The organism is Limosilactobacillus reuteri, assembly GCF_034259105.1.
Taxonomy (GTDB): Bacteria; Bacillota; Bacilli; order Lactobacillales; family Lactobacillaceae; genus Limosilactobacillus; species Limosilactobacillus reuteri_G.
Genome location: NZ_CP139478.1, coordinates 1,088,439 through 1,107,500, shown reverse-complemented (window position 1 = coordinate 1,107,500; position 19,062 = coordinate 1,088,439). Strand labels below are relative to the sequence as shown.

Here is a 19,062-nt window from a genome sequence, read left to right as displayed (position 1 = left end):
GAAATAGTAATAAAACAGCAAAACACTGAGCTATAATTGCTCATTGATTACAGCTCAGTGTTTTGATAGTTAGACTTTATTGACTGGTTTTTGTAACCAATGAAAGAAAATAGCGCGCTGACTATTAGCTAATAACCACCATCCACTAGCTAATAAAAAGGCCCCGATCACATCGGAAGTAAAATGAGCTCGTAAATAAACTCGCGAATACATAATAATAATGATCCATAGAGCGCCGACGATTCCTAAGATTACCCTCTGCCACTTAACTTTACAATAGGGTAAAAGGAGGGCTAGGATCGTAAAAGTGAAAATAGCAGTTGAAAAGGTATGCCCACTTGGGAAACTATATCCACTAACATCAATTAACCGAAAGGAAGGACGGAGACGAGTAACACTATACTTGATGAGGATAACTAAACAGTAACCAATAAATTGTAACATGCCATACCAAACACTATCAGTTGCTCTTCCGCGACGCCATAACAGGAGCATTAAGCCGATTGTTATAATGCCGACTGTAACTGGGTCACCCATAAAGGTTAATTCGGTCAGGATAGTAGTCTTAAACTTAGACACTGGGGCAGTCAGATCAAAGCCACCTGCATCGATTAAACGAACAAATGGAGATTTAGTTAAAACATTAAAGAGTAATACTCCGAATAAAATCCAACAAAAAAGTCCGAATCCGATTTGTGCTTTTTTATGCATTATTTATAAGCCTCATTCATTTTCATTATCACAATTAATTATATCCCATTTATTCTTAAAAAGTTATTCCTTCTTCACGAAAACGTTTACATTCAAAATAAATGCGATACAATAAAAGTAAAAAAGAGGAAGGACGACATTAATGAACAACCAATTACGTGGATATGCAACTGTTAATCAAAAAGTTACGATTAATTATTAAAACAGTGCAATAGTTTTATCAGTTATTACGCCTGAAATTATTCGGGTATTTCAAGATCACGGTGAAAAAGGAGCATCATATGCTATTGAAGGCAACAAAACAACTAAAACTAACTTTACTGTCTTAGATCATGGTGACCATCTTGAATTAACTACGGCGGCGTTAATTGTAAAAATATACGACGATGAGAAAATAGATGTTTATGACAAAGATGGTCATCCATTAATTATTGATTATCAGGGCAAACGAACACCAATTGACCGTGGATTAGATGAGGCTCATGCAAAATTAGTTGCTGCAGAAGGTCACGATATTGCTGGTGGAAGTGACCAGGATAAGACATATTTTGAGGTAATTAAATCTTTAGCTACTGATGAACAGATATATGGTCTTGGTGATAAAACCGGGTACTTGAATAAACGAGGCTACGAATACGATAACTGGAACACTGATAATCCAGCACCCCAAGTAGAAAGTTTTACCCGGCTTTATAAGTCTATTCCTTTTATGTTAGGTTTAAAGAATGGTCATCCATACGGTCTCTTCTTTGATAATCCTTATCGTAGTCATCTTGATTTAGGAAAAGAAAATGTCAATTACTACTTTTATTCTGCAGTTGCCGGTAATCTTGATTATTACATTATCGGGGGCCCGCACTTGAGGGATATTGTTACAAATTATACTTACCTTACTGGGCGCGTTCCATTGCCACAAAAATGGGTACTAGGTTATCAGCAATCACGTTGGGGGTATAGTGTAAGTCCTGAAAAAGTTCAAGAGATTGCGACTAAATTGCGAGAAAATGATCTTCCCTGTGACGTGATCCACTTTGACATTGACTATATGGATGGTTACCGAGTATTTACTTGGAACAAAGAAAAGTTTACTGATCCTCAAGCATTTGTTTCAAAGTTAAGAGACCAAGGATTTAGAGTAATGCCGATTATTGACCCCGGTGTTAAGCAAGATAAAAAGTATAAAATTTATAAAGAAGGAATTAAGAAAGGATACTTTGTTAAGAATCCTGATGGGACCGTTTATGTTAATAAGGTTTGGCCTGGCGATGCTGTTTTCCCTGACTTTGGCCGAGAAGAGGTACAACAATGGTGGGCTGATAATTGTAAATACCTTGTTGATACCGGAACAGCTGGAATTTGGGACGATATGAACGAACCAGCATCGTTTGAAGGTGAAATCCCTGATAATATTGTCTTTAGTGACGGAAAGTACCCTTCTACCCATAAGAAATTGCATAATGTTTATGGACATAATATGGCAAAGGCTACTTACAATGGATTAAAGAAATACAGTCATAAACGACCTTATGTCATTACTCGGGCTGCTTATGCGGGAACGCAAAAGTATTCAACCGTCTGGACAGGTGATAACCAAAGTTTGTGGCCTCATCTACAAATGATGATTCCTCAATTATGTAATTTAGGGATGAGTGGCTTTACCTTTGTGGGAACTGATATTGGTGGATTTGGTGCAGATGCCACGGCCGAAATGCTAACACGGTGGATTGAGGCAGCCTTATTTAGTCCTCTCTATCGTAATCACGCTTCAATGGGAACCCGTGAACAAGAACCTTGGGTATTCGGTGAACCAACGCTCTCAATCTACCGGAAGTATTTAAAGTTAAGGTATCGTTTTATTCCATTCTTATACGATCTTTGTTACAAGGAGACAAAGAATGGGCTCGGAATAATGCGTCCGTTAGTATTAAACTACGATCAGGATCCTACTGTTCGGACAATGAACGATGAATATATGGTTGGCGATGAATTACTAGTTGCTCCAGTAGTTCAAGAAGGCCAAAATACGCGAGCAGTCTACTTGCCAGCAGGGGAGTGGATTGACTTTTGGAACGGTGTTGAATATGCAGGTAAGCGGTCAATTTTAGTAGAAGCGCCAATTGATAAGTTACCACTATTCGTTAAAAAGAATACGATTATTCCATGGGGCCCTGAAGTAAGTCATACTAGTGATGAACCTAATGAAACAATGACCTTCCGTTTATATGGACAACATGCCTCATATATTCATTACCAAGATAATGGCCTTGACTTTGCTTACCAAGGCGATGAATACAACCTTTATCAAATCAAGGCTTCTCAAAACGGAGCAACAATAGATATGCTTCATAATGGTTATGATAAAAATTATCGAAAGATCTTTGTAGAATTAAATGATCAAAAATTGACATTTGAATTTGATCCACAAACACAGACGTATGTCCAACAATAGTCTGAGATAGAAATACGACTGAGAAAGAAGTTTAGCGCTTATTCTTCGGTCGTATTTTAGTTTACATAATATCCAACATATTAAAAGATCCTAAATTTCAAGAATAAGTTAGCCACTGGACTCAAATAAATAATACTGACCAATTGATTATTGGTTGATGGAGCTGTGATATCTCTTGGTAGAAGGCCTTACGATAGATATCCATTGACGAATGTCCATTAAACATAGCTCGTGGATAGTGATTCATCCAATCATTAGTCGCTATGATCTGAGCACTACTATAGTTATTTATAGCTTCACCTTTGGTAATCTCCTTGCGGAGAAACCGGTTATTGATCTCATTGGATCCACGTTCCCAAGGGGAATACGGATCAGCATAGAAAACATGATCGTGAACTTGTGTTAACTCACTAAATTCTGAACCGTTGTCAGAGGTTATTGTCTTAAAGATGCGATAGTAAGCATCTGTGCCCATTTTCTGGCGTAAATTTATAAAGAACTGATTTACTGCATGCGCAGTTTTACCAGCAATTTTACTCGTGATATTAACTCGTGAAAGGCGATCAGTCATTACTAGTACAACACTGTCATTACCGTTTTTCTGTCCCTGAACTGTATCTAGTTCCCAATGGCCAATTTCGGACCGTTGGTCCGCAGTTTGAGGTCGTTGAGCAATATTAGGCCCTAAGCACCTTTTAGCTTGCGGATGAGTTCGATGATGCTTACGTTTAGGTTTTTCAAAGAGGTCTAAATTGGACGTACGAAGCACACCCTCATTAATCCATTGATATAAAGTTACAACCGACTTTGGGATCAGGGTGCCATCATTCATTAAATCTCGAGCCTTATAAATAACCGCTTGTGGGGAGTAATGGTGGTCGTCAAACTCACCAAGCATTAGCTGATCAGCTAATCGTAAAAATTGCTTTGAAGAATAATATAAGCGATGACGACCAGAATGGCGGTGATGTTCAAGATATGTGGCCTGACCAGCTTCATAACTATAGATGTAGTAAGAATATTCGTAAATCTTACCATTAGATTTTTGACGATGAAGTTGGCGGACCGTACCACGGTTGAGCTCGTTATTAATTGTTTGATGATTAACTCCTAATTGGCGACCAATTGCGCGATTGGAAAGTCCTTGCGACTTTAAAGTCGCAATCATCACACGTTCTTCTTTAGTAAGATGAGCATTCTTTTTATGAGTAGTCAATAAACTAGTAGACATGGTATCATTTAAGTGCGTCATTTGACGGACATCCTTTCATATAGGTTTGGTTCACTTAATATGATACCTGATGTCACGCCGAATGGCGTTTTTTATTTACCACCAACTGGGTGGCTAACTTCATTCTATAATCCACCACATATTAAAAGATTGCTGTTATCTTTTTACATTCATCCGTGATAAACTGGAAGGTGATTTATTTTTATAGGAGACGAAAAGATGAAAGAAACGCAAGAGAACATTTCATTAGCTATTGCAACGGTTGTTCTTGGAATAGTCGTTGGGTTTAGCTCATTGATCCTTAGCGCTATTCTAGATTTAACAGAGCATTATTTTTTAAATTTTAACGAGACAAATAAGATTCCGGTTAATATTAATATTTTTCCTATTCATCGATTTGTCTCGGTGCTAATAGGGGGGATAATCGCTACCATTATTTGGTACTTCCTTCAGCGCCATTATCATCCAGTTAGCATTAAAAATGCCCTAAATGGTAAAGAAATGCCGTTAAGAAAAACATTTATTCACGTAGTTACCCAGATCTTTTTCGTAGGGACTGGGAATTTCATCGGTCGTGAATTAGCCCCACGAGAAGCAGGGGCTGCTATCGCTCAGAAATGGTCCCGAGTGCTTGATTCTTATCGATGGTTGCACCTTAATGATGAAGATAAACGTTTATTGATCGCCGCTGCTGCTGGAGCCGGATTCGCGGGGGTCTATATTGCACCTATTACAGGAACTGTTTTCTGTTTAGAAATTTTATACCGGCGCATTAATGCCCGTTCAGTTTCCGTTAGCTTAATCATGTCAGTAATTGCGACGATGATTGGTTCGATTTTAAAAGGATTCGAACCATATTATATTGTCGGAAGTCGTGACTTCTCTTTGCTATCCGTTCCATTAGCAATTGTGTTAGGCTTAATCCTTGGAGTAACCGGAACCTGGTTTAAACAAGGAGTTAAAGCAGCTTCTAGTAAACAGGCAACGGGTAAAAACATTTTCTGGCAGTTACCGCTTTTATCATTCTCAGCAGGAGCAATTGCAGCTTTTTATCCGCAAATTATGGGTAATGGACGGGGACTTGCTCAATTAGCCATGAATACGACCACTATCAATTCTCAAGTCCTAGGAGCGCTCTTGTTTGGCCTCGTTGCTAAAGTAGTGGTTACCTTATTTACAATCAAATGTGGGGGCTATGGAGGAACACTGACACCATCGATTGCCGCTGGAGCAGTTATTGGAGTATTTCTCGGTATTCCTTATATGCACTTCTTCCCGGTTGTGACTTTAACTCAGTGTGCAGTTATCGGTGCCTCATTATTTTTAGCAGCGTCACAGCAGGCACCGTTAATGGCATTATTTATGTTATTTGAAGTTTGTCACCTTAACTTTACAGCTTTTCTTCCCCTGGGGATTGGAGTCGCAATTTCAATTGGAATTTCAAAATGGATGCAGGAAGCAAAAGCAAGTACAAAATAATCTTTAGTAAAAAATATTACCTAATAAAATGGCAAGGCTGAAAGAGAAATCCCTTCAACTTTCAACCTTGCTATTTTATTTATACAAATTCTTCATTTTCTTTACAGTTGCTACAAGATCCTTGCTATCAAAGACTAAGGAAATAACAGCTAGACCTGCAACTCCAGTGTCGTGAACAACTTTCATATTTTCTTCATCGATACCCCCAATTGCAACTACAGGACGCTCACTGATCATGTTTAAACGTTCAAGACGATTGATCCCAATAGCAGTATCGGCGTCAGGCTTTGATTTTGTAGGGAAAACAGGGCCACAACCGATATAATCAACAAAGTCCATTGTATTAGCGCGTTCAACTTGTTCTGGTGTATTACAGGAGTAGCCAATGAACATCTGATGACCTACAGCGACAGATACTTGTTCAATCTTAGTATCATTTTGCCCAACGTGAACTCCATCAGCGTTAATTTGCTGGGCCAATTCATAGTCGTCATCAACAATCAATGGAATCGCATAGTGCGTACATAAGGTCCGTAATTCTAGTCCTAAGTCTACTCGTTCATTAGGCCGTAACTTCGAGTTTCCTTTTTCTCGATATTGGAAGGCGGTGATACCACTCTTCATTGCTAGCTCCACTTTTTCGAGAAATTTAACAACGTCATTATGAACATCTTGTGTTCCACCAACTAAGTATACTTGTAACATTTTTGGATCAAATATCATTTTAGATCGTCTCCTTCAATTTTAACCCAGTGATTAAGTGGCCCATGCCCATGACCAACATTAATACCCTTACTAATCGTCTTTTCGACATATGTCTTCCCAATCATAATTGCCTGTTCCATGGAGTGACCCTTAGCAATTTCCGCAGTAATACATGCAGAAATTGTATCACCAGTCCCATGAGTATTTTTAGTATTAACACGAGGCGCAGTTAACCACATATCATTACCATCTTCAAATAAAATATAATCATCAGCCTTGTCTGAAGATTCTGCATGGCCACCTTTTATGAGAATATTTTTTGCTCCGCGCTCTTGTAATTCGCGGGCAGCCTTTTTAATATCATTTTTATCCCTTATTGCAATTCCCGTCAACTCACAAGCTTCTGGAATGTTTGGCGTAACCAGAGAGGCGAGGGGGATAAGTTCATCCCTTACAATTGAAATTGCATCATCACTAAGTAACTTTGCGCCTCCTTTTGCTACCATGACCGGATCGACAATAAGCGGTCCCAAATCATATTTCTTTAAATTTCGTAAAACAGTTCTTACACGGATAGGGTCAGCCAGCATCCCCGTTTTACAAGCCCTAATTTTCAAATCACCAGCAATTGAAGCGAATTGCTCATTAATTAATTTTTCAGGCATTGGCAGGGCATCTTGCACTCCTAATGTATTTTGGGCTGTGACCGCTACGACTACCATCGCTGAGTATACGCCGCGCATTTGCATCGTCTTTACATCTGCTGGAATACCAGCACCACCACCACTATCAGTTCCAGCAATTGTTAGAGCCTGGGGATAATCATTAATCAAGGTAATCTTCCTCACTTTCATCAAAGAATTCTAGTAATGCTTTCGTATCCATAATCGAAAGCTGGTCAAAAAATTGTACTTGCCACGAACCGAGTCCGACTGAATAACGGTTAGCTAATACTCCAGCAGCAGATACCAAAACCGTTGCAACAATACATGCATCCCAAGTATTAGTAGTAGTCCCTAAAAATGCAGCGATGATACTAGAAAGCATGTCGCCACTACCCACATTCATCGTTAACATCTCGGCAGAAAAGGGATTTTCATAGACAACTTGCCCATCAGTTATTATGTCAGTTTCACCAGTCAAGACTACAATTGAATGGTAACGTCGAGCACACGTTTCGGCAATTTGAACCTGATTAGGAACTTTACCAGCGTCGATTCCATGACTAGTATTGTCAGCTTCTACTAAAGCAGCAATTTCACTGGCGTTACCACGAATAACATCAAAATGAAAATCATTTAGCAATGAGTGGGCAAACTTTAAGCGGGATGGAACCGCACTTACCGCTACTGGATCTAAAACGAGGGGCTTTAGTGGCGTGGCAGCTCGCAGAACCGTTCTAATTTGTGTTGCCTGATGTTCATTAATCGTTCCGAGATTGATAGAAAGGGCATTTGCTAGCATCACCATTTCATCCGCTTCAGCAGGTTCAACAGACATGATTGGCGACGCTCCGACAGCACTAACGGCATCGGCAACTTTATCAATTGTTACTAAATTGGCCAGGTTAAGGACAATCGGATTTTTAGCACGAACCCGATCGATTAGTGACCAGTTAATTTGACGTTGTACCATAAAATTAGCTCCTTAAATAAAAAATACTCAAGGTAGGAAATACACCTACTTTGAGTATTAAAGTTCAGTGCATTTTCCTACGCAAGCGTTAACTTACAGGTTCTAGAGTCCATGCGTCTCTGCACATCTCAGCCCAGCACTATGGGCACCCCTAATGCAATAAATTGTCTATTAATAGTATGCCGCAAATTATTCTTTATGAATATCAATAAAGATAATTGGCAAAATGGGAATGATAATTGTAAAATGTAATAAATAAAAAGGTAGGAGAATTTAGAAATGGAAGAAGAAATACGTCAGACTACTGATAAAGCTGAAGTTATCATTATTAATGATGACACTAGTCAAAAGTTGACATTTAGCAATGGGGGAGTAGACGGCGAATTTGAAATTATCGTCACAGATAAAAAGCCGGTACCAGAGCTCTTCCAACCTGTTGGCACCTTACCAGATGGAAAGTATACGATTAAAGGAAACTATGCCGGTCAAGACTATCGGGAAATTAAGCTCAATGGTGCTTATGAAGTCTATGGAAATCCAGAAGATGGAAATGTAATGATTACGAAAAGAGATGGGGGAAACTAAGTGTTTATTAACGTCGAAAAGAAAGCACAGAAACTATTTAATACTTATCAACAAGCAATGAGCGAAGAGACTGTGGCAGGAGCATTAGCTAATCCGCTTTTTTCATGGCATGCTACTTACTATACCGCTAAACGCAAAAAGAACATGATTTTCTTAAATGATGCTACTACCATGGCAATTGTCTTATTTGATGTAAATGCTAAAAATAAACAGACGATTAAAGAGCGGTTTGAGAAGCAACTAGCAATAATTTGGCAAGAGCTAGGACTGTCTGCTGAGTCATTGACAGATTACTTAGCAACCGGTGGGGATTGGCAAATCAATAAAACGATTCACCCTCTACAAGTAAAAACTATAACCGATTTTTATCAGAATGTCATAAAGCCACAAAAAACTAGCACTAATGAAATAGACTTAGCAAAAGCATTGCTTAAAAAGGTACAGCAAAAAGGTAGAATTTATGTTGGTGAAGGCGAGACGGTTAAGGTAATCGAAATGGCTCAACCGTTTAGCATTAAACACGTAAATTTGGAAGAACTGTACTTAAAAGAAATTACTAATAAGTTAAAGAAATTAAGTCAGGTAGATGGAGAAAAACTTACTGCCGATGGAGTTGATAATGCAATCTAACAAATCCAAGACGCAAATAATCAACTCTTAGACCTCTTTCTTGCTGATGCTAAACATAATTATAGTACTAAAACTATTCGCCGCTATCGAGATAACTTGCAATTTTATCTTAATGAATGGGTCGCCTATCGTTTGAGCACTATTTTTAATCTTGATATTCAAACTAGTGTTGATGAACTGGAATTTCACGGAGTAGGCAAAACAGAACGAACGAATATTAAGGCCTCGTTGAAAAAACTAGCAAAGTACTTAAAAGATAAAGACATTATTAGTGATAATGAATACGATGACATTCTCGTATACACGCAAAAAGATCCGGTCGACTTTGACGAAGATGAGGAGGAAGATCAAACGATAGAAGATTTTCTTGCTTCATTATTTAGTGAATCAGATAAACTTCCAGTAGTATTCGATCCACAAACTGATAAAATGATTGACGAATATCTCAAATCATTTGTTGCTTTGTATGGCCTTATTTCTGCACAACAGGCTTACCAAATTATTCATGGCCAAAATCCATCAATTGATAAAGAACGATTCGATCAATACATCCAAAATAAATTCAATGAAATGACGATGGAATACTTTATTATTGACTTTAGAGAAGAATTTAGGGATGTTGATATTGCTCCTGAAATTTTTATCTTTAGTCCACTTCTTATTAAAGATGGAGATAGACTTCCTTCGTTTTATAAACATCAACAGGGCCTTCCATACTATATTCCAGAAAAAGAAGTCTTAATTGACAATAAATTTAATCCATTTGCCAATATCAGTAACTATCAACAAGATTTGGAAGAGTTGCTTGCTAACCAATATGGATTATCTGGGGACGATGTTAAAGGCGCTGCTTTCCTATCCCTTTATCAATTGAAAATGAGCGCTTATGGACTTGAATTATCAAGTGTAAATGAGGCTATCAATAAGGTTGTTGCATTTTTAAACGAGGAGCACGGCCTTAGTGTTAAACAGGATAAAACTAATGAACCATTGATTAAACTGTTAGTATTAATTGCGACAAATATCCGGCGCCCGTGGAACCGGGGATGGTCTAATTATGAATTGTTAATGACCAAAGATATTACTAAATTGGTTGCTGAAATGGAAATTAATTTGGAAGATCCTAAACTGTCAAATGAGATTATAAGTGGAATTCAAGCAGGAATAATTAACCGTGATGAGTTGCTTAACTTCCTTGAAAATAGTAATTTACCGCCAAAAGTAATCTCGAAGCTGTATAAACAAGCCGAAGAATTATAAAAAAGATGGAGACACGAGAAAAGCTTTTTCTCAACGTCGCCATCTTTTTGCTTATGAAGAGCTTAAATCAATTGAATGATAAGACTTCTTCAATTCAATGTTAAATTTAGTTAATATCAACAGTTAGGATATAAATAGCTATTAAAATTATGTTATTTGCATAAGGCCTACTTAAATTCCTCCCAAAAAGCCGGCTTTCTAACTTAAATTGACATTTCGGGACTTTAATTCTAATGAATTATTTTCCTAAGTCTATTAGGGAAATGACTAAATATTTTAGTTTACATAATATTTGGAATAATAACTATTCAAATTTAAAGTTTTGAACAACTTTATCGAGGTCTTCTTGTTCAATCCCTAGGTAGTGACGTGTATTTCGTTCAGAGGAGTGGTTAAACAACTGGGAAATAATTTCAACGTTAACACCTTTCTTATAGAGTTGTCGACCAAAAGTCTTTCTAAAAGAGTGCGTTCCAATCTTAGCAACGATTTTATTGTTTTCCGTTTTTCTAGCCATTCGTTGAAGCATCTCATAAAAGCCGTGTACAGAAAAATGGCCTTCTTGTTTTCCAGGGAAAAGGTAATCATTTTCATCTTTATAATCTAAATCATTAAGGTAATCAATAATCTCGGCAAGGCAATTATTCCAAAAGAGCGTTTTAGCTTTACCAGTTTTTTGTTCAATAACACGGGTTTTAGTTTTATTTAGAACATGACCAACTCTTAACGTTACAACGTCTGATGCTCGTAATCCATTATTGAGGGCAATTGCAATTAGTAATAGGTTACGATTAACCAATTCAGGACGAGAATGCAATTTAATTGTCTCACGTAACTGATCATATTCTTCAAGGGTCAAAAACTTAACATTTTCTACCCATATTTTCCGTTTACCCTTAATTTGACCATTCGTCTTATTTTTGGGAATATAAACGCGTTTCTTAGTTGACATAATATTTCTTCCTTTGTTAATTTGCGAGGTAATCAACTAAAGCAGGGACGATTTCCTCTCCTTCTTTCCGCCCAGTTTCATAAAGTGCTCGAATCTTCTTAATATTTCCTTCAATCCGCTTAATTTTAATTGGTTTAGAGGGAGCAATATTAAAGATCTTTCCTTCACGAGATAAACGATTGATTTCAGCAATCTGTTGGTTGTAGAGAAGGAGACGATTAATCCCCGCTTTAGCAAATTCGGGATAATCTTTATATACCATGTCGTATAACTTCTTTACAGCAGAACTGGACGGCTTCTTTCGGTAGTTAACATCCCTGGTTCGAACAACAACAATCTTGTCATAACCTTGTTGTTGTGCAATATCAAATGGAATTGAATCTGTGATCCCACCATCAAGGCAAGGACCTTGGGAAGTTTCCTGTGGATCTGAAAGAAATGGCATTGATGAGGAAGCTTTGAGGGCATTGGTTAGCTCCTCACCAACAGGATCCGTAAATAAAACTGTTTTTCCTGTTTTTACTGAAGTAGCGACGGCTGTGAAATGAGAGGCTGACCGACGATAGGCTGCTTCATTAAAATTCTGCCAAGAATATCCGTGATCCTCAAAAAGGTAATCAAGATTAATTATTTGCTTTTTAAATACGCGAGCCATCGAGATATATTGGCGATCGTGCCGATGATTAATATTAATATTGGCCGCGCGTCCGTATTGCTTAGAGACGAAATTAACTCCACAAAGCGAACCAGCAGAAACGCCAATTACACTTTGAAATTCAATATGGTGAGCGAGAAATGTATCGACAATTCCGGCAGTGTATTGGCCACGGAATGCGCCACCTTCTAAAACTAATGCTGCATTATATAACATAAAATGAAATAACTCCTTTTTGTCCACTAAAAATAGCAAAAATGACCTAATTTTTAGCGAGACACTTTTTCAATAAAATTATACAACAGTCTTACACGAAAATATAGGATTTTAAAAGCTTGTTATATCAACGTTTATTCTCGGTTAATGTAAGACTCTTTTATCAAAAGAGTCTTACTAATTTTAAAATAATACAAAAATAGGAGTAAAAACAGCTTTTGCCTCTCAGACGAACTGAAATTCATTTTGATAAGTAGTAGGTCGTTACACTTCGTCTCAGAAGAAAAACGCATATTGCTATCAAAAAAATGAGTAAATATTTAAATATGAACTTTTTATGAAGAAACTATTGATAATTTAAGATAATCATAATAAAACAATGCACAGTTAATTGTTAAACGTTTAGCAAAAAAGTAAAGAAACGGGGTTATTTCTATGCTAGAACGCAAGGAACATAAGAAAATGTATAAAAGCGGTAAAAATTGGGCAGTCGTTACACTCTCTACTGCTGCGTTGGTGTTTGGTGCAACAACTGTAAACGCATCCGCGGACACGAATACTAAAAATAATGATTCTTCTACTATACAAGTTACAACAGGCGATAATGATATTGCTGTTAAAAGTGTGACACTTGGTAGTGGTCAAGTTAGTGCAGCTAGTGATGCGACTATTAAAAATTCTGCTAATGCAAATAGTGCTTCTTCTGCCGCTAATACACAAAATTCTAACAGTCAAGTAGCAAGTTCTGCTGCAACAACATCATCTACAAGTTCCACAGCTTCATTAAATAACACAGATAGTAAAGTGGCTCAAGAAAATGCTAATACAGCCAAAAATGATGACACGCAAAAAACTGCACCCGCTAACGAATCTTCTGAAGCCAAAAGCGAACTAGCTGTAAACACTAATGATTCTTCAGTTGCCAAAAACGATGATCAACAATCCAGTAAAAAAATACTGCCGATAAGTTAAACAAGGATGCTGAAAACGTTGTAAAAAAGGCGGGAATTGATCCTAACAGTTTAACTGATGACCAGATTAAAGCATTAAATAAGATGAACTTCTCGAAAACTGCAAAGTCTGGTACACAAATGACTTATAATGACTTCCAAAAGATTGCCGATACGTTAATCAAACAAGATGGTCGGTATACAGTTCCATTCTTTAAGGCAAGTGAAATCAAAAATATGCCTGCCGCTACAACTAAAGATGCACAAACTAATACTATTGAGCCTTTAGATGTATGGGATTCATGGCCAGTTCAAGATGTTCGGACAGGACAAGTTGCTAATTGGAATGGCTATCAACTTGTCATCGCGATGATGGGGATTCCAAACCAAAATGATAATCACATCTATCTCTTATATAATAAGTATGGTGATAATGAATTAAGTCATTGGAAGAATGCAGGTCCAATTTTTGGCTATAATGCTACCGCGCTTTCACAAGAATGGTCAGGATCAGCTGTTTTGAACAGTGATAACTCTATCCAATTATTTTATACAAGGGTAGACACATCTGATAACAATACCAATCATCAAAAAATTGCTAGCGCTACTCTTTATTTAACTGATAATAATGGAAATGTGTCAATCGCTCAGGTAGCAAATGATCATATTGTATTCGAAGGTGATGGCTATTACTACCAAACTTATGATCAATGGAAAGCTACTAACAAGGGTGCTGATAATATTGCAATGCATGATGCTCATGTAATTGAAGATGATAATGGTGATCGGTATCTTGTTTTTGAAGCAAGTACTGGTTCAGAAAATTATCAAGGCGAGGACCAAATTTATAACTGGTTAAATTATGGCGGAGATGACGCATTTAATATCAAGAGCTTATTTAGAATTCTTTCCAATGATGATATTAAGAGTCGGGCAACTTGGGCTAATGCAGCTATCGGTATCCTCAAACTAAACAAGGACGAAAAGAATCCTAAAGTGGCAGAATTATACTCACCATTAATTTCTGCACCAATGGTAAGTGATGAAATTGAGCGACCAAATGTTGTTAAGTTAGGTAATAAGTATTACTTGTTTGCCGCTACCCGTTTAAATCGAGAAAGTAATGTCGATGCTTGGATGAATGCCAATTATACCGTTGGTGATAATGTTGCAATGGTCGGATATGTTGCTGATAGTCTAACTGGATCTTATAAGCCATTAAATGATTCTGGAGTGGTCTTGACTGCTTCTGTTCCCGCAAACTGACGAACAGCAACTTATTCATATTACGCTGTCCCTGTTGCCGGAAAAGATGACCAAGTATTAGTTACTTCATATATGACTAATAGAAATGGAGTAGCTGGAGAGGGCATGGACTCGACCTGGGCACCAAGCTTCTTGTTACAAATTAATCCTGATAATACAACTACTGTTTTAGCTAAAATGACTAACCAAGGAGATTGGATTTGGGATGATTCAAGCGAAAATCTTGATATGATTGGTGATTTAGACTCCGCTGCTTTACCTTGGGAACGTGATAAACCTGTTGATTGGGACTTAATTGGTTATGGATTAAAACCGTATGATCCTGAAACGCCAACTACACCAAAAACCCCTGAGACACCTAATACTCCGGAAGTTCCTTTAACTCCAGAAACGCCTAAGCAACCTGAAACTCAAACTAATAATCGTTTGCCACAAACTGGAAATAACGCCAATAAAGCCATGATTGGCCTAGGTATGGGAACATTGCTTAGTATGTTTGGTCTTGCAGGAATTAACAAACGTTGATTTAACTAAATACTTTAAAAAATAAAACCGCTAGGCCTTAAATTCAGCTTAACGGTTTTTTATTTTGAAAGTTTTTATTGTAAAAAAGCGAATTATCATTAATACTAATGCAATTGTTGTAAGACCTTACGACAGTAGTAACAATGAATTTGCCCATCTTTGTCGGCTATCTTGCGTGCATGCATCGCAGAAAAAGTATAGTGCTCATGACAAAATGGACAAACATATTGCTTCTTTCCAAATAGTGAGGTAATAAAGCCCAAAATTTTCTCCTCCATAAAAAATTTATACACCGCTTAACATTATAGCGAAGATTATCTTTATAGAAAAGCCTTTTATTCATTTGTCTTTTTATATGAAGTTTCACTAATTTCTTTAAGAGCATCACGTTGCTGTTTCTGGTCAACGTGGGTATATAGATCAGTAGCAGATGTTCCTTTTTGTCCCAACTGTTGGGCTACTAATACCTGATCTTTCGTTACCTCATACATTTCAGAAGCAAGGGTATGACGTAATTTATGGGGAGTAAGAGGATGTCCAAATGCAGTTGAATACTTTTTGACCATTTTTTCAATTGCATTAGCTGTCATCCGTCGAGTTTGCTTGTGATAAACGGTTAGGAAGAAAGCAGTATCTTTTTTTAAAGCGTGGTATCGCTGTGCACGAATCGCTTGATAAGCTTTGATATAAGTAATAGCCCAAGGTGCAATTGGCACTGAATCTCTCTGGCCACCTTTTCTTGTTACGTCCAGCAGTGATTGCTTCAAGTTTAAATCCCCAAGGTTTACGTTAGCTGCCTCGGATACCCGGACACCTGTTCCTAAAATAAGAGCAATAATTGCAATATCTCGTTCCTTATTGACTTTATAAGAGGGGAGAGCTCTTTTATCACATTTATTAGGGTATTCTTCTTCAATGAAAGTGATAAAATCAAATTTCATTTGTCCCCGGTACATGTGTGAAGCCAGCGTATGAGCCCGATAATTTAATGTTTTTGTATCATTAAGTGAGTCGATTTTCAGCATTACATTACGGTCAAAATAAGACTCGCCATTATTGTTATCTGCGGTGACTGTTAAAAATTTATACAATGACCTTAATGCATTAATAGAGCGATTAATTGAAGTGGGAGAATTTAACCGTCCTTGCGCATTGGTAGTATGCTGTAAATAATCGATATACAGCATTACATCGCTACGCCGTAAATTAGCCAGCGTATCAATTGGTAAGTCCTTATTAGAGTTAATAGAGATAAGTCCACTTGACCGTAACCAATCAAAGAATCGGCGGATTTCAGTTAAGTACTGATAGGTTGTTGTGACTGCATGGTTGGTCCCCAAATAATACTCATTAACATAATCAGGAAGGTTCTGAAGCTCCTCTTGAATTAGCTTTAAATATTTATCTGCTTCCATTTTTATATCCTCCTTGATACTAAAAAGAGCCGCTTGAAAGAAAACTTTCAACGACTCTCTAAACCTATCGGGAAAACAGGATTCGAACCTGCGACCCCCTGGTCCCAAACCAGGTGCTCTACCAAGCTGAGCTATTTCCCGTTAATAACGAACAAATATTATTTTACCAATTCTCAATTAAATAGTAAAGAAATATTTTAATTTGCAAGCATTAAGAATTAAATGACGTCGTTTGTAAAATTAAGTTAGAAAAAATAAAAAGCCATTTGTGATAGACTTTTGAATATCCCTAATCAAAAGAAAGGCAATCACAAATGACCTATAAACATCTTACCACACGTGAATTAACTCTCATAGCTGATTTTTGGTATCAAGGTACTAAAGCTTATCGGACTGCTAAATTACTTCAGCGTAGTCAAGAAACCATCTATCGTGTTTATCGTTTCCTCAACGACGGTAAAACCATCGACCAATATCTTCAGACTTATCAGCGACATAAGCGTCGTTGTGGTCGGAAGCAGACCCAACTGCCAACTATCGAAGTTAACTATATCCATGCGCAAATCAAGGCAGGTTGGACTCCTGATACTATTATTGGTCGTCATGAACACCCAATTAGCTGCAGTATGCGCACCCTTTATCGCATGTTTGCCCGCAATCAGTATGGCTTTTCCGTTAAACAGCTACCGATGAAAGGAAAACGCCATCCCAATGGCTATGTGGAACATCGTGGTAAAGCTGGCCAATTAGGACGCAGTATCTATCAACGATATCGTGATTTTCCGCATTACCAACATGAATTTGGGCACTTTGAAGCTGATACAGTTCAAGGTAAAGCTCACCGCGGAGCGGTAATGACGCTAGTAGAGCGACAATCCAAAGTAATGATTGTCCTTAATATTCATCATAAAACAGACGAAGCAGTGAATTGTCAGCTTGATCAATGGCTCGCTAAACTGCCACGTCACTTTGTTAAATCAATTACTTTTGATAACGGGAAAGAATTTGCTGGATGGCGAGAAATAGCCAATAAGTATGATCTTCACACCTATTTTGCGGAAGTCGGTGCTCCCAATCAACGAGGGTTAAACGAAAATAATAACGGCCTCTTGCGTCGTGATGGTCTTAGTAAAAAGCTAGATTTTCGCGATTTACCAGACGAACTAGTCACTCAGCTAATGCATCGTTGCAACAATATCCCACGAAAATCTCTTAATTATCGTACACCATTAGAAGTATTCTTGAGTCATGTCACAGAAGAACAACTTTCACCTTTTTTCTAATTTAAATTGACATTTCAGGTGATATAAAAATAATTTGACATTCAAAATATTTTTGAATATAATTTGATCATCGAATATTTTGATACTCGAAATATTTTTTGAAGGCAGGTGAATCTTTTTGGCAATAATGAATACGCAGGAGATTATGGAATTAATTCCTAATCGATATCCGATTTGCTACATCGATTATGTAGACGAATTAGTTCCTGAAGAAAAGATTACCGCAACAAAAAATGTCACAATTAACGAATCATTTTTTCGCGGTCATTTTCCTAATAATCCTGTTATGCCTGGAGTTTTAATTATCGAAACATTGGCCCAAGCTGCTTCAATTTTGATATTAAAATCACCGCATTTTTATAAGAAAACAGCTTATCTTGGCGCAATTCATAAAGCGAGGTTTCGACAAATGGTCCGTCCTGGTGATGTATTAAAACTAAATGTTGTTATGAAAAAAGTTCGATCATCAATGGGAATTGTGGAAACACAAGCGCTTGTGAACGACAAAATAGCTTGTAATGCAGAACTTGTCTTTATCGTTGCTGAACGAGAAGAAAAGATTTAGCATGGTGAATCATTATCATTTATAATATATTTTGATAATCAAATTATTCGGGGCTATAGAATAAAATTGAAGGGAAGAAATATATTATGAGTAAAGATAATGATTACGAAAAAATCAATAAAGGATTAATCAAAGTCTATTCCGGAATTCTATGGATTGAAGAAAATGAGTTACGGAAAAGTACATTCAATGATTTAACAATTAAAGAGATGCATGCAATTGATGCAATTACGATGTATAACCATCAAACAATTTCTCAAGTAGCAGAAAAGCTTCATCTAACTCCAGGAACAATGACTTCAATGGCTGACCGTTTAATTCGAAAAGAATATGTTGAAAGAATTCGTGATAAAGATGATCGCCGCATTGTTCGGTTACGTTTAACCAAAAGAGGACGGGTACTATATCGTGCGCACCGGGCCTTTCATAACATGATGGTTGAACGTTTTCTCAAAGGAATGAATGATGAAGAAATGAAGGTTGTTAAAAAAGCCTTGCAAAACTTAGAAGATTTTGTGGATGAGCATGCTTAGAGATAAGGATTGACAAA

General features: G+C 37.3%; 16 protein-coding genes, 1 tRNA gene, 2 pseudogenes and 1 riboswitch. Of the genes and pseudogenes, 9 read left to right on the top strand and 10 right to left on the bottom strand.

Annotated elements, in window-relative coordinates; all coding sequences use genetic code 11:
* Nucleotides 1-69 precede the first annotated feature (69 nt).
* On the bottom strand, nucleotides 70-711 hold the full coding sequence (locus tag SH603_RS06360; RefSeq protein ID WP_003672703.1) for a phosphatase PAP2 family protein: 642 nt from the start codon (nucleotides 709-711) through the stop codon (nucleotides 70-72).
* A 142-nt stretch (nucleotides 712-853) separates the two neighbouring features.
* Between SH603_RS06360 and SH603_RS06355 the strand changes: the two are divergent.
* Nucleotides 854-3,160 (top strand): annotated as a pseudogene (locus tag SH603_RS06355) (glycoside hydrolase family 31 protein).
* Between the two features lie 121 nt (nucleotides 3,161-3,281).
* On the opposite strand, the gene SH603_RS06350 reads toward SH603_RS06355, so the two are convergent.
* Nucleotides 3,282-4,412: an IS30 family transposase gene (locus SH603_RS06350; protein WP_321533670.1), complete on the bottom strand. Its 1,131-nt coding sequence runs from the start codon at nucleotides 4,410-4,412 to the stop codon at nucleotides 3,282-3,284.
* A 198-nt stretch (nucleotides 4,413-4,610) separates the two neighbouring features.
* On the opposite strand from SH603_RS06350, the gene SH603_RS06345 reads away from it, so the two are divergent.
* Nucleotides 4,611-5,870 (top strand): chloride channel protein, encoded by a 1,260-nt coding sequence (locus SH603_RS06345; protein ID WP_321533669.1) that lies wholly within the window; start codon nucleotides 4,611-4,613, stop codon nucleotides 5,868-5,870.
* A gap of 75 nt (nucleotides 5,871-5,945) precedes the next feature.
* On the opposite strand, the gene thiE is transcribed toward SH603_RS06345, so the two are convergent.
* Genes thiE through thiM form a run of 3 tightly spaced genes read right to left on the bottom strand, consistent with a single transcriptional unit; the run spans nucleotide 5,946 to nucleotide 8,210 of the window.
* The gene (gene thiE / locus SH603_RS06340) at nucleotides 5,946-6,593 is read right to left on the bottom strand and encodes a thiamine phosphate synthase (protein ID WP_321533668.1); all 648 of its coding nucleotides are present in this window, start codon (nucleotides 6,591-6,593) and stop codon (nucleotides 5,946-5,948) included.
* The gene (gene thiD, locus SH603_RS06335) at nucleotides 6,590-7,408 is read right to left on the bottom strand and encodes a bifunctional hydroxymethylpyrimidine kinase/phosphomethylpyrimidine kinase (protein WP_321533667.1); all 819 of its coding nucleotides are present in this window, start codon (nucleotides 7,406-7,408) and stop codon (nucleotides 6,590-6,592) included. The genes thiE and thiD overlap by 4 nt, the downstream gene beginning before the upstream one ends.
* Nucleotides 7,401-8,210 (bottom strand): hydroxyethylthiazole kinase, encoded by an 810-nt coding sequence (gene thiM, locus SH603_RS06330; RefSeq protein WP_321533666.1) that lies wholly within the window; start codon nucleotides 8,208-8,210, stop codon nucleotides 7,401-7,403. Before thiM ends, thiD begins: the two co-directional genes overlap by 8 nt.
* Nucleotides 8,211-8,267: 57 nt before the next feature.
* A riboswitch (TPP riboswitch) is annotated at nucleotides 8,268-8,373 on the bottom strand.
* Nucleotides 8,374-8,489: 116 nt separating this feature from the next.
* On the opposite strand from thiM, the gene SH603_RS06325 reads away from it, so the two are divergent.
* The 3 genes from SH603_RS06325 (at nucleotide 8,490) to SH603_RS06315 (ending at nucleotide 10,685) form a co-directional block, all read left to right on the top strand.
* Nucleotides 8,490-8,795, top strand: a complete 306-nt coding sequence (locus SH603_RS06325; protein ID WP_169472796.1) for a hypothetical protein — start codon at nucleotides 8,490-8,492, stop codon at nucleotides 8,793-8,795.
* Entirely contained in the window at nucleotides 8,796-9,425 is a 630-nt protein-coding gene (locus SH603_RS06320; RefSeq protein ID WP_321533665.1) for a DUF6933 domain-containing protein, read from the top strand. It abuts the gene before it with no gap.
* A gap of 132 nt (nucleotides 9,426-9,557) precedes the next feature.
* The gene (locus tag SH603_RS06315; protein WP_321533664.1) at nucleotides 9,558-10,685 is read left to right on the top strand and encodes a hypothetical protein; all 1,128 of its coding nucleotides are present in this window, start codon (nucleotides 9,558-9,560) and stop codon (nucleotides 10,683-10,685) included.
* Between the two features lie 304 nt (nucleotides 10,686-10,989).
* Here SH603_RS06315 and SH603_RS06310 read toward each other — a convergent pair whose 3' ends face one another.
* Together SH603_RS06310 and SH603_RS06305 are read right to left on the bottom strand one after the other, a co-directional pair.
* Nucleotides 10,990-11,637, bottom strand: a complete 648-nt coding sequence (locus SH603_RS06310) for a site-specific integrase (protein WP_003663651.1) — start codon at nucleotides 11,635-11,637, stop codon at nucleotides 10,990-10,992.
* A gap of 16 nt (nucleotides 11,638-11,653) precedes the next feature.
* Nucleotides 11,654-12,508 carry a patatin family protein gene (locus SH603_RS06305; protein ID WP_169472794.1) on the bottom strand — a complete coding sequence of 285 codons (855 nt, stop codon included), beginning with the start codon at nucleotides 12,506-12,508 and terminating at the stop codon, nucleotides 11,654-11,656.
* Between the two features lie 435 nt (nucleotides 12,509-12,943).
* On the opposite strand from SH603_RS06305, the pseudogene SH603_RS06300 reads away from it, so the two are divergent.
* Nucleotides 12,944-15,249 (top strand): annotated as a pseudogene (locus tag SH603_RS06300) (glycoside hydrolase family 68 protein).
* Nucleotides 15,250-15,353: 104 nt separating this feature from the next.
* Here the strand turns inward: SH603_RS06300 and SH603_RS06295 are convergent.
* From SH603_RS06295 to SH603_RS06285, 3 genes are all read right to left on the bottom strand, one after another.
* Nucleotides 15,354-15,512, bottom strand: a complete 159-nt coding sequence (locus SH603_RS06295; protein WP_169472793.1) for a hypothetical protein — start codon at nucleotides 15,510-15,512, stop codon at nucleotides 15,354-15,356.
* A gap of 72 nt (nucleotides 15,513-15,584) precedes the next feature.
* Entirely contained in the window at nucleotides 15,585-16,664 is a 1,080-nt protein-coding gene (xerS, locus tag SH603_RS06290) for a tyrosine recombinase XerS (protein ID WP_321533663.1), read from the bottom strand.
* Nucleotides 16,665-16,731: 67 nt separating this feature from the next.
* Nucleotides 16,732-16,805: transfer RNA gene (locus tag SH603_RS06285), tRNA-Pro, on the bottom strand.
* 173 nt (nucleotides 16,806-16,978) lie between these two features.
* On the opposite strand from SH603_RS06285, the gene SH603_RS06280 reads away from it, so the two are divergent.
* The 3 genes from SH603_RS06280 to SH603_RS06270 all read left to right on the top strand — a co-directional run bounded on the left by SH603_RS06280 (nucleotide 16,979) and on the right by SH603_RS06270 (nucleotide 19,045).
* Entirely contained in the window at nucleotides 16,979-17,947 is a 969-nt protein-coding gene (locus SH603_RS06280; protein ID WP_321533662.1) for an IS30 family transposase, read from the top strand.
* Between the two features lie 118 nt (nucleotides 17,948-18,065).
* Nucleotides 18,066-18,512 (top strand): 3-hydroxyacyl-ACP dehydratase FabZ, encoded by a 447-nt coding sequence (fabZ, locus tag SH603_RS06275; protein WP_169472791.1) that lies wholly within the window; start codon nucleotides 18,066-18,068, stop codon nucleotides 18,510-18,512.
* A gap of 86 nt (nucleotides 18,513-18,598) precedes the next feature.
* A complete protein-coding gene (locus SH603_RS06270; RefSeq protein ID WP_321533661.1) occupies nucleotides 18,599-19,045 on the top strand; it encodes a MarR family transcriptional regulator in 447 nt (148 codons plus the stop codon).
* Nucleotides 19,046-19,062 lie beyond the last annotated feature (17 nt).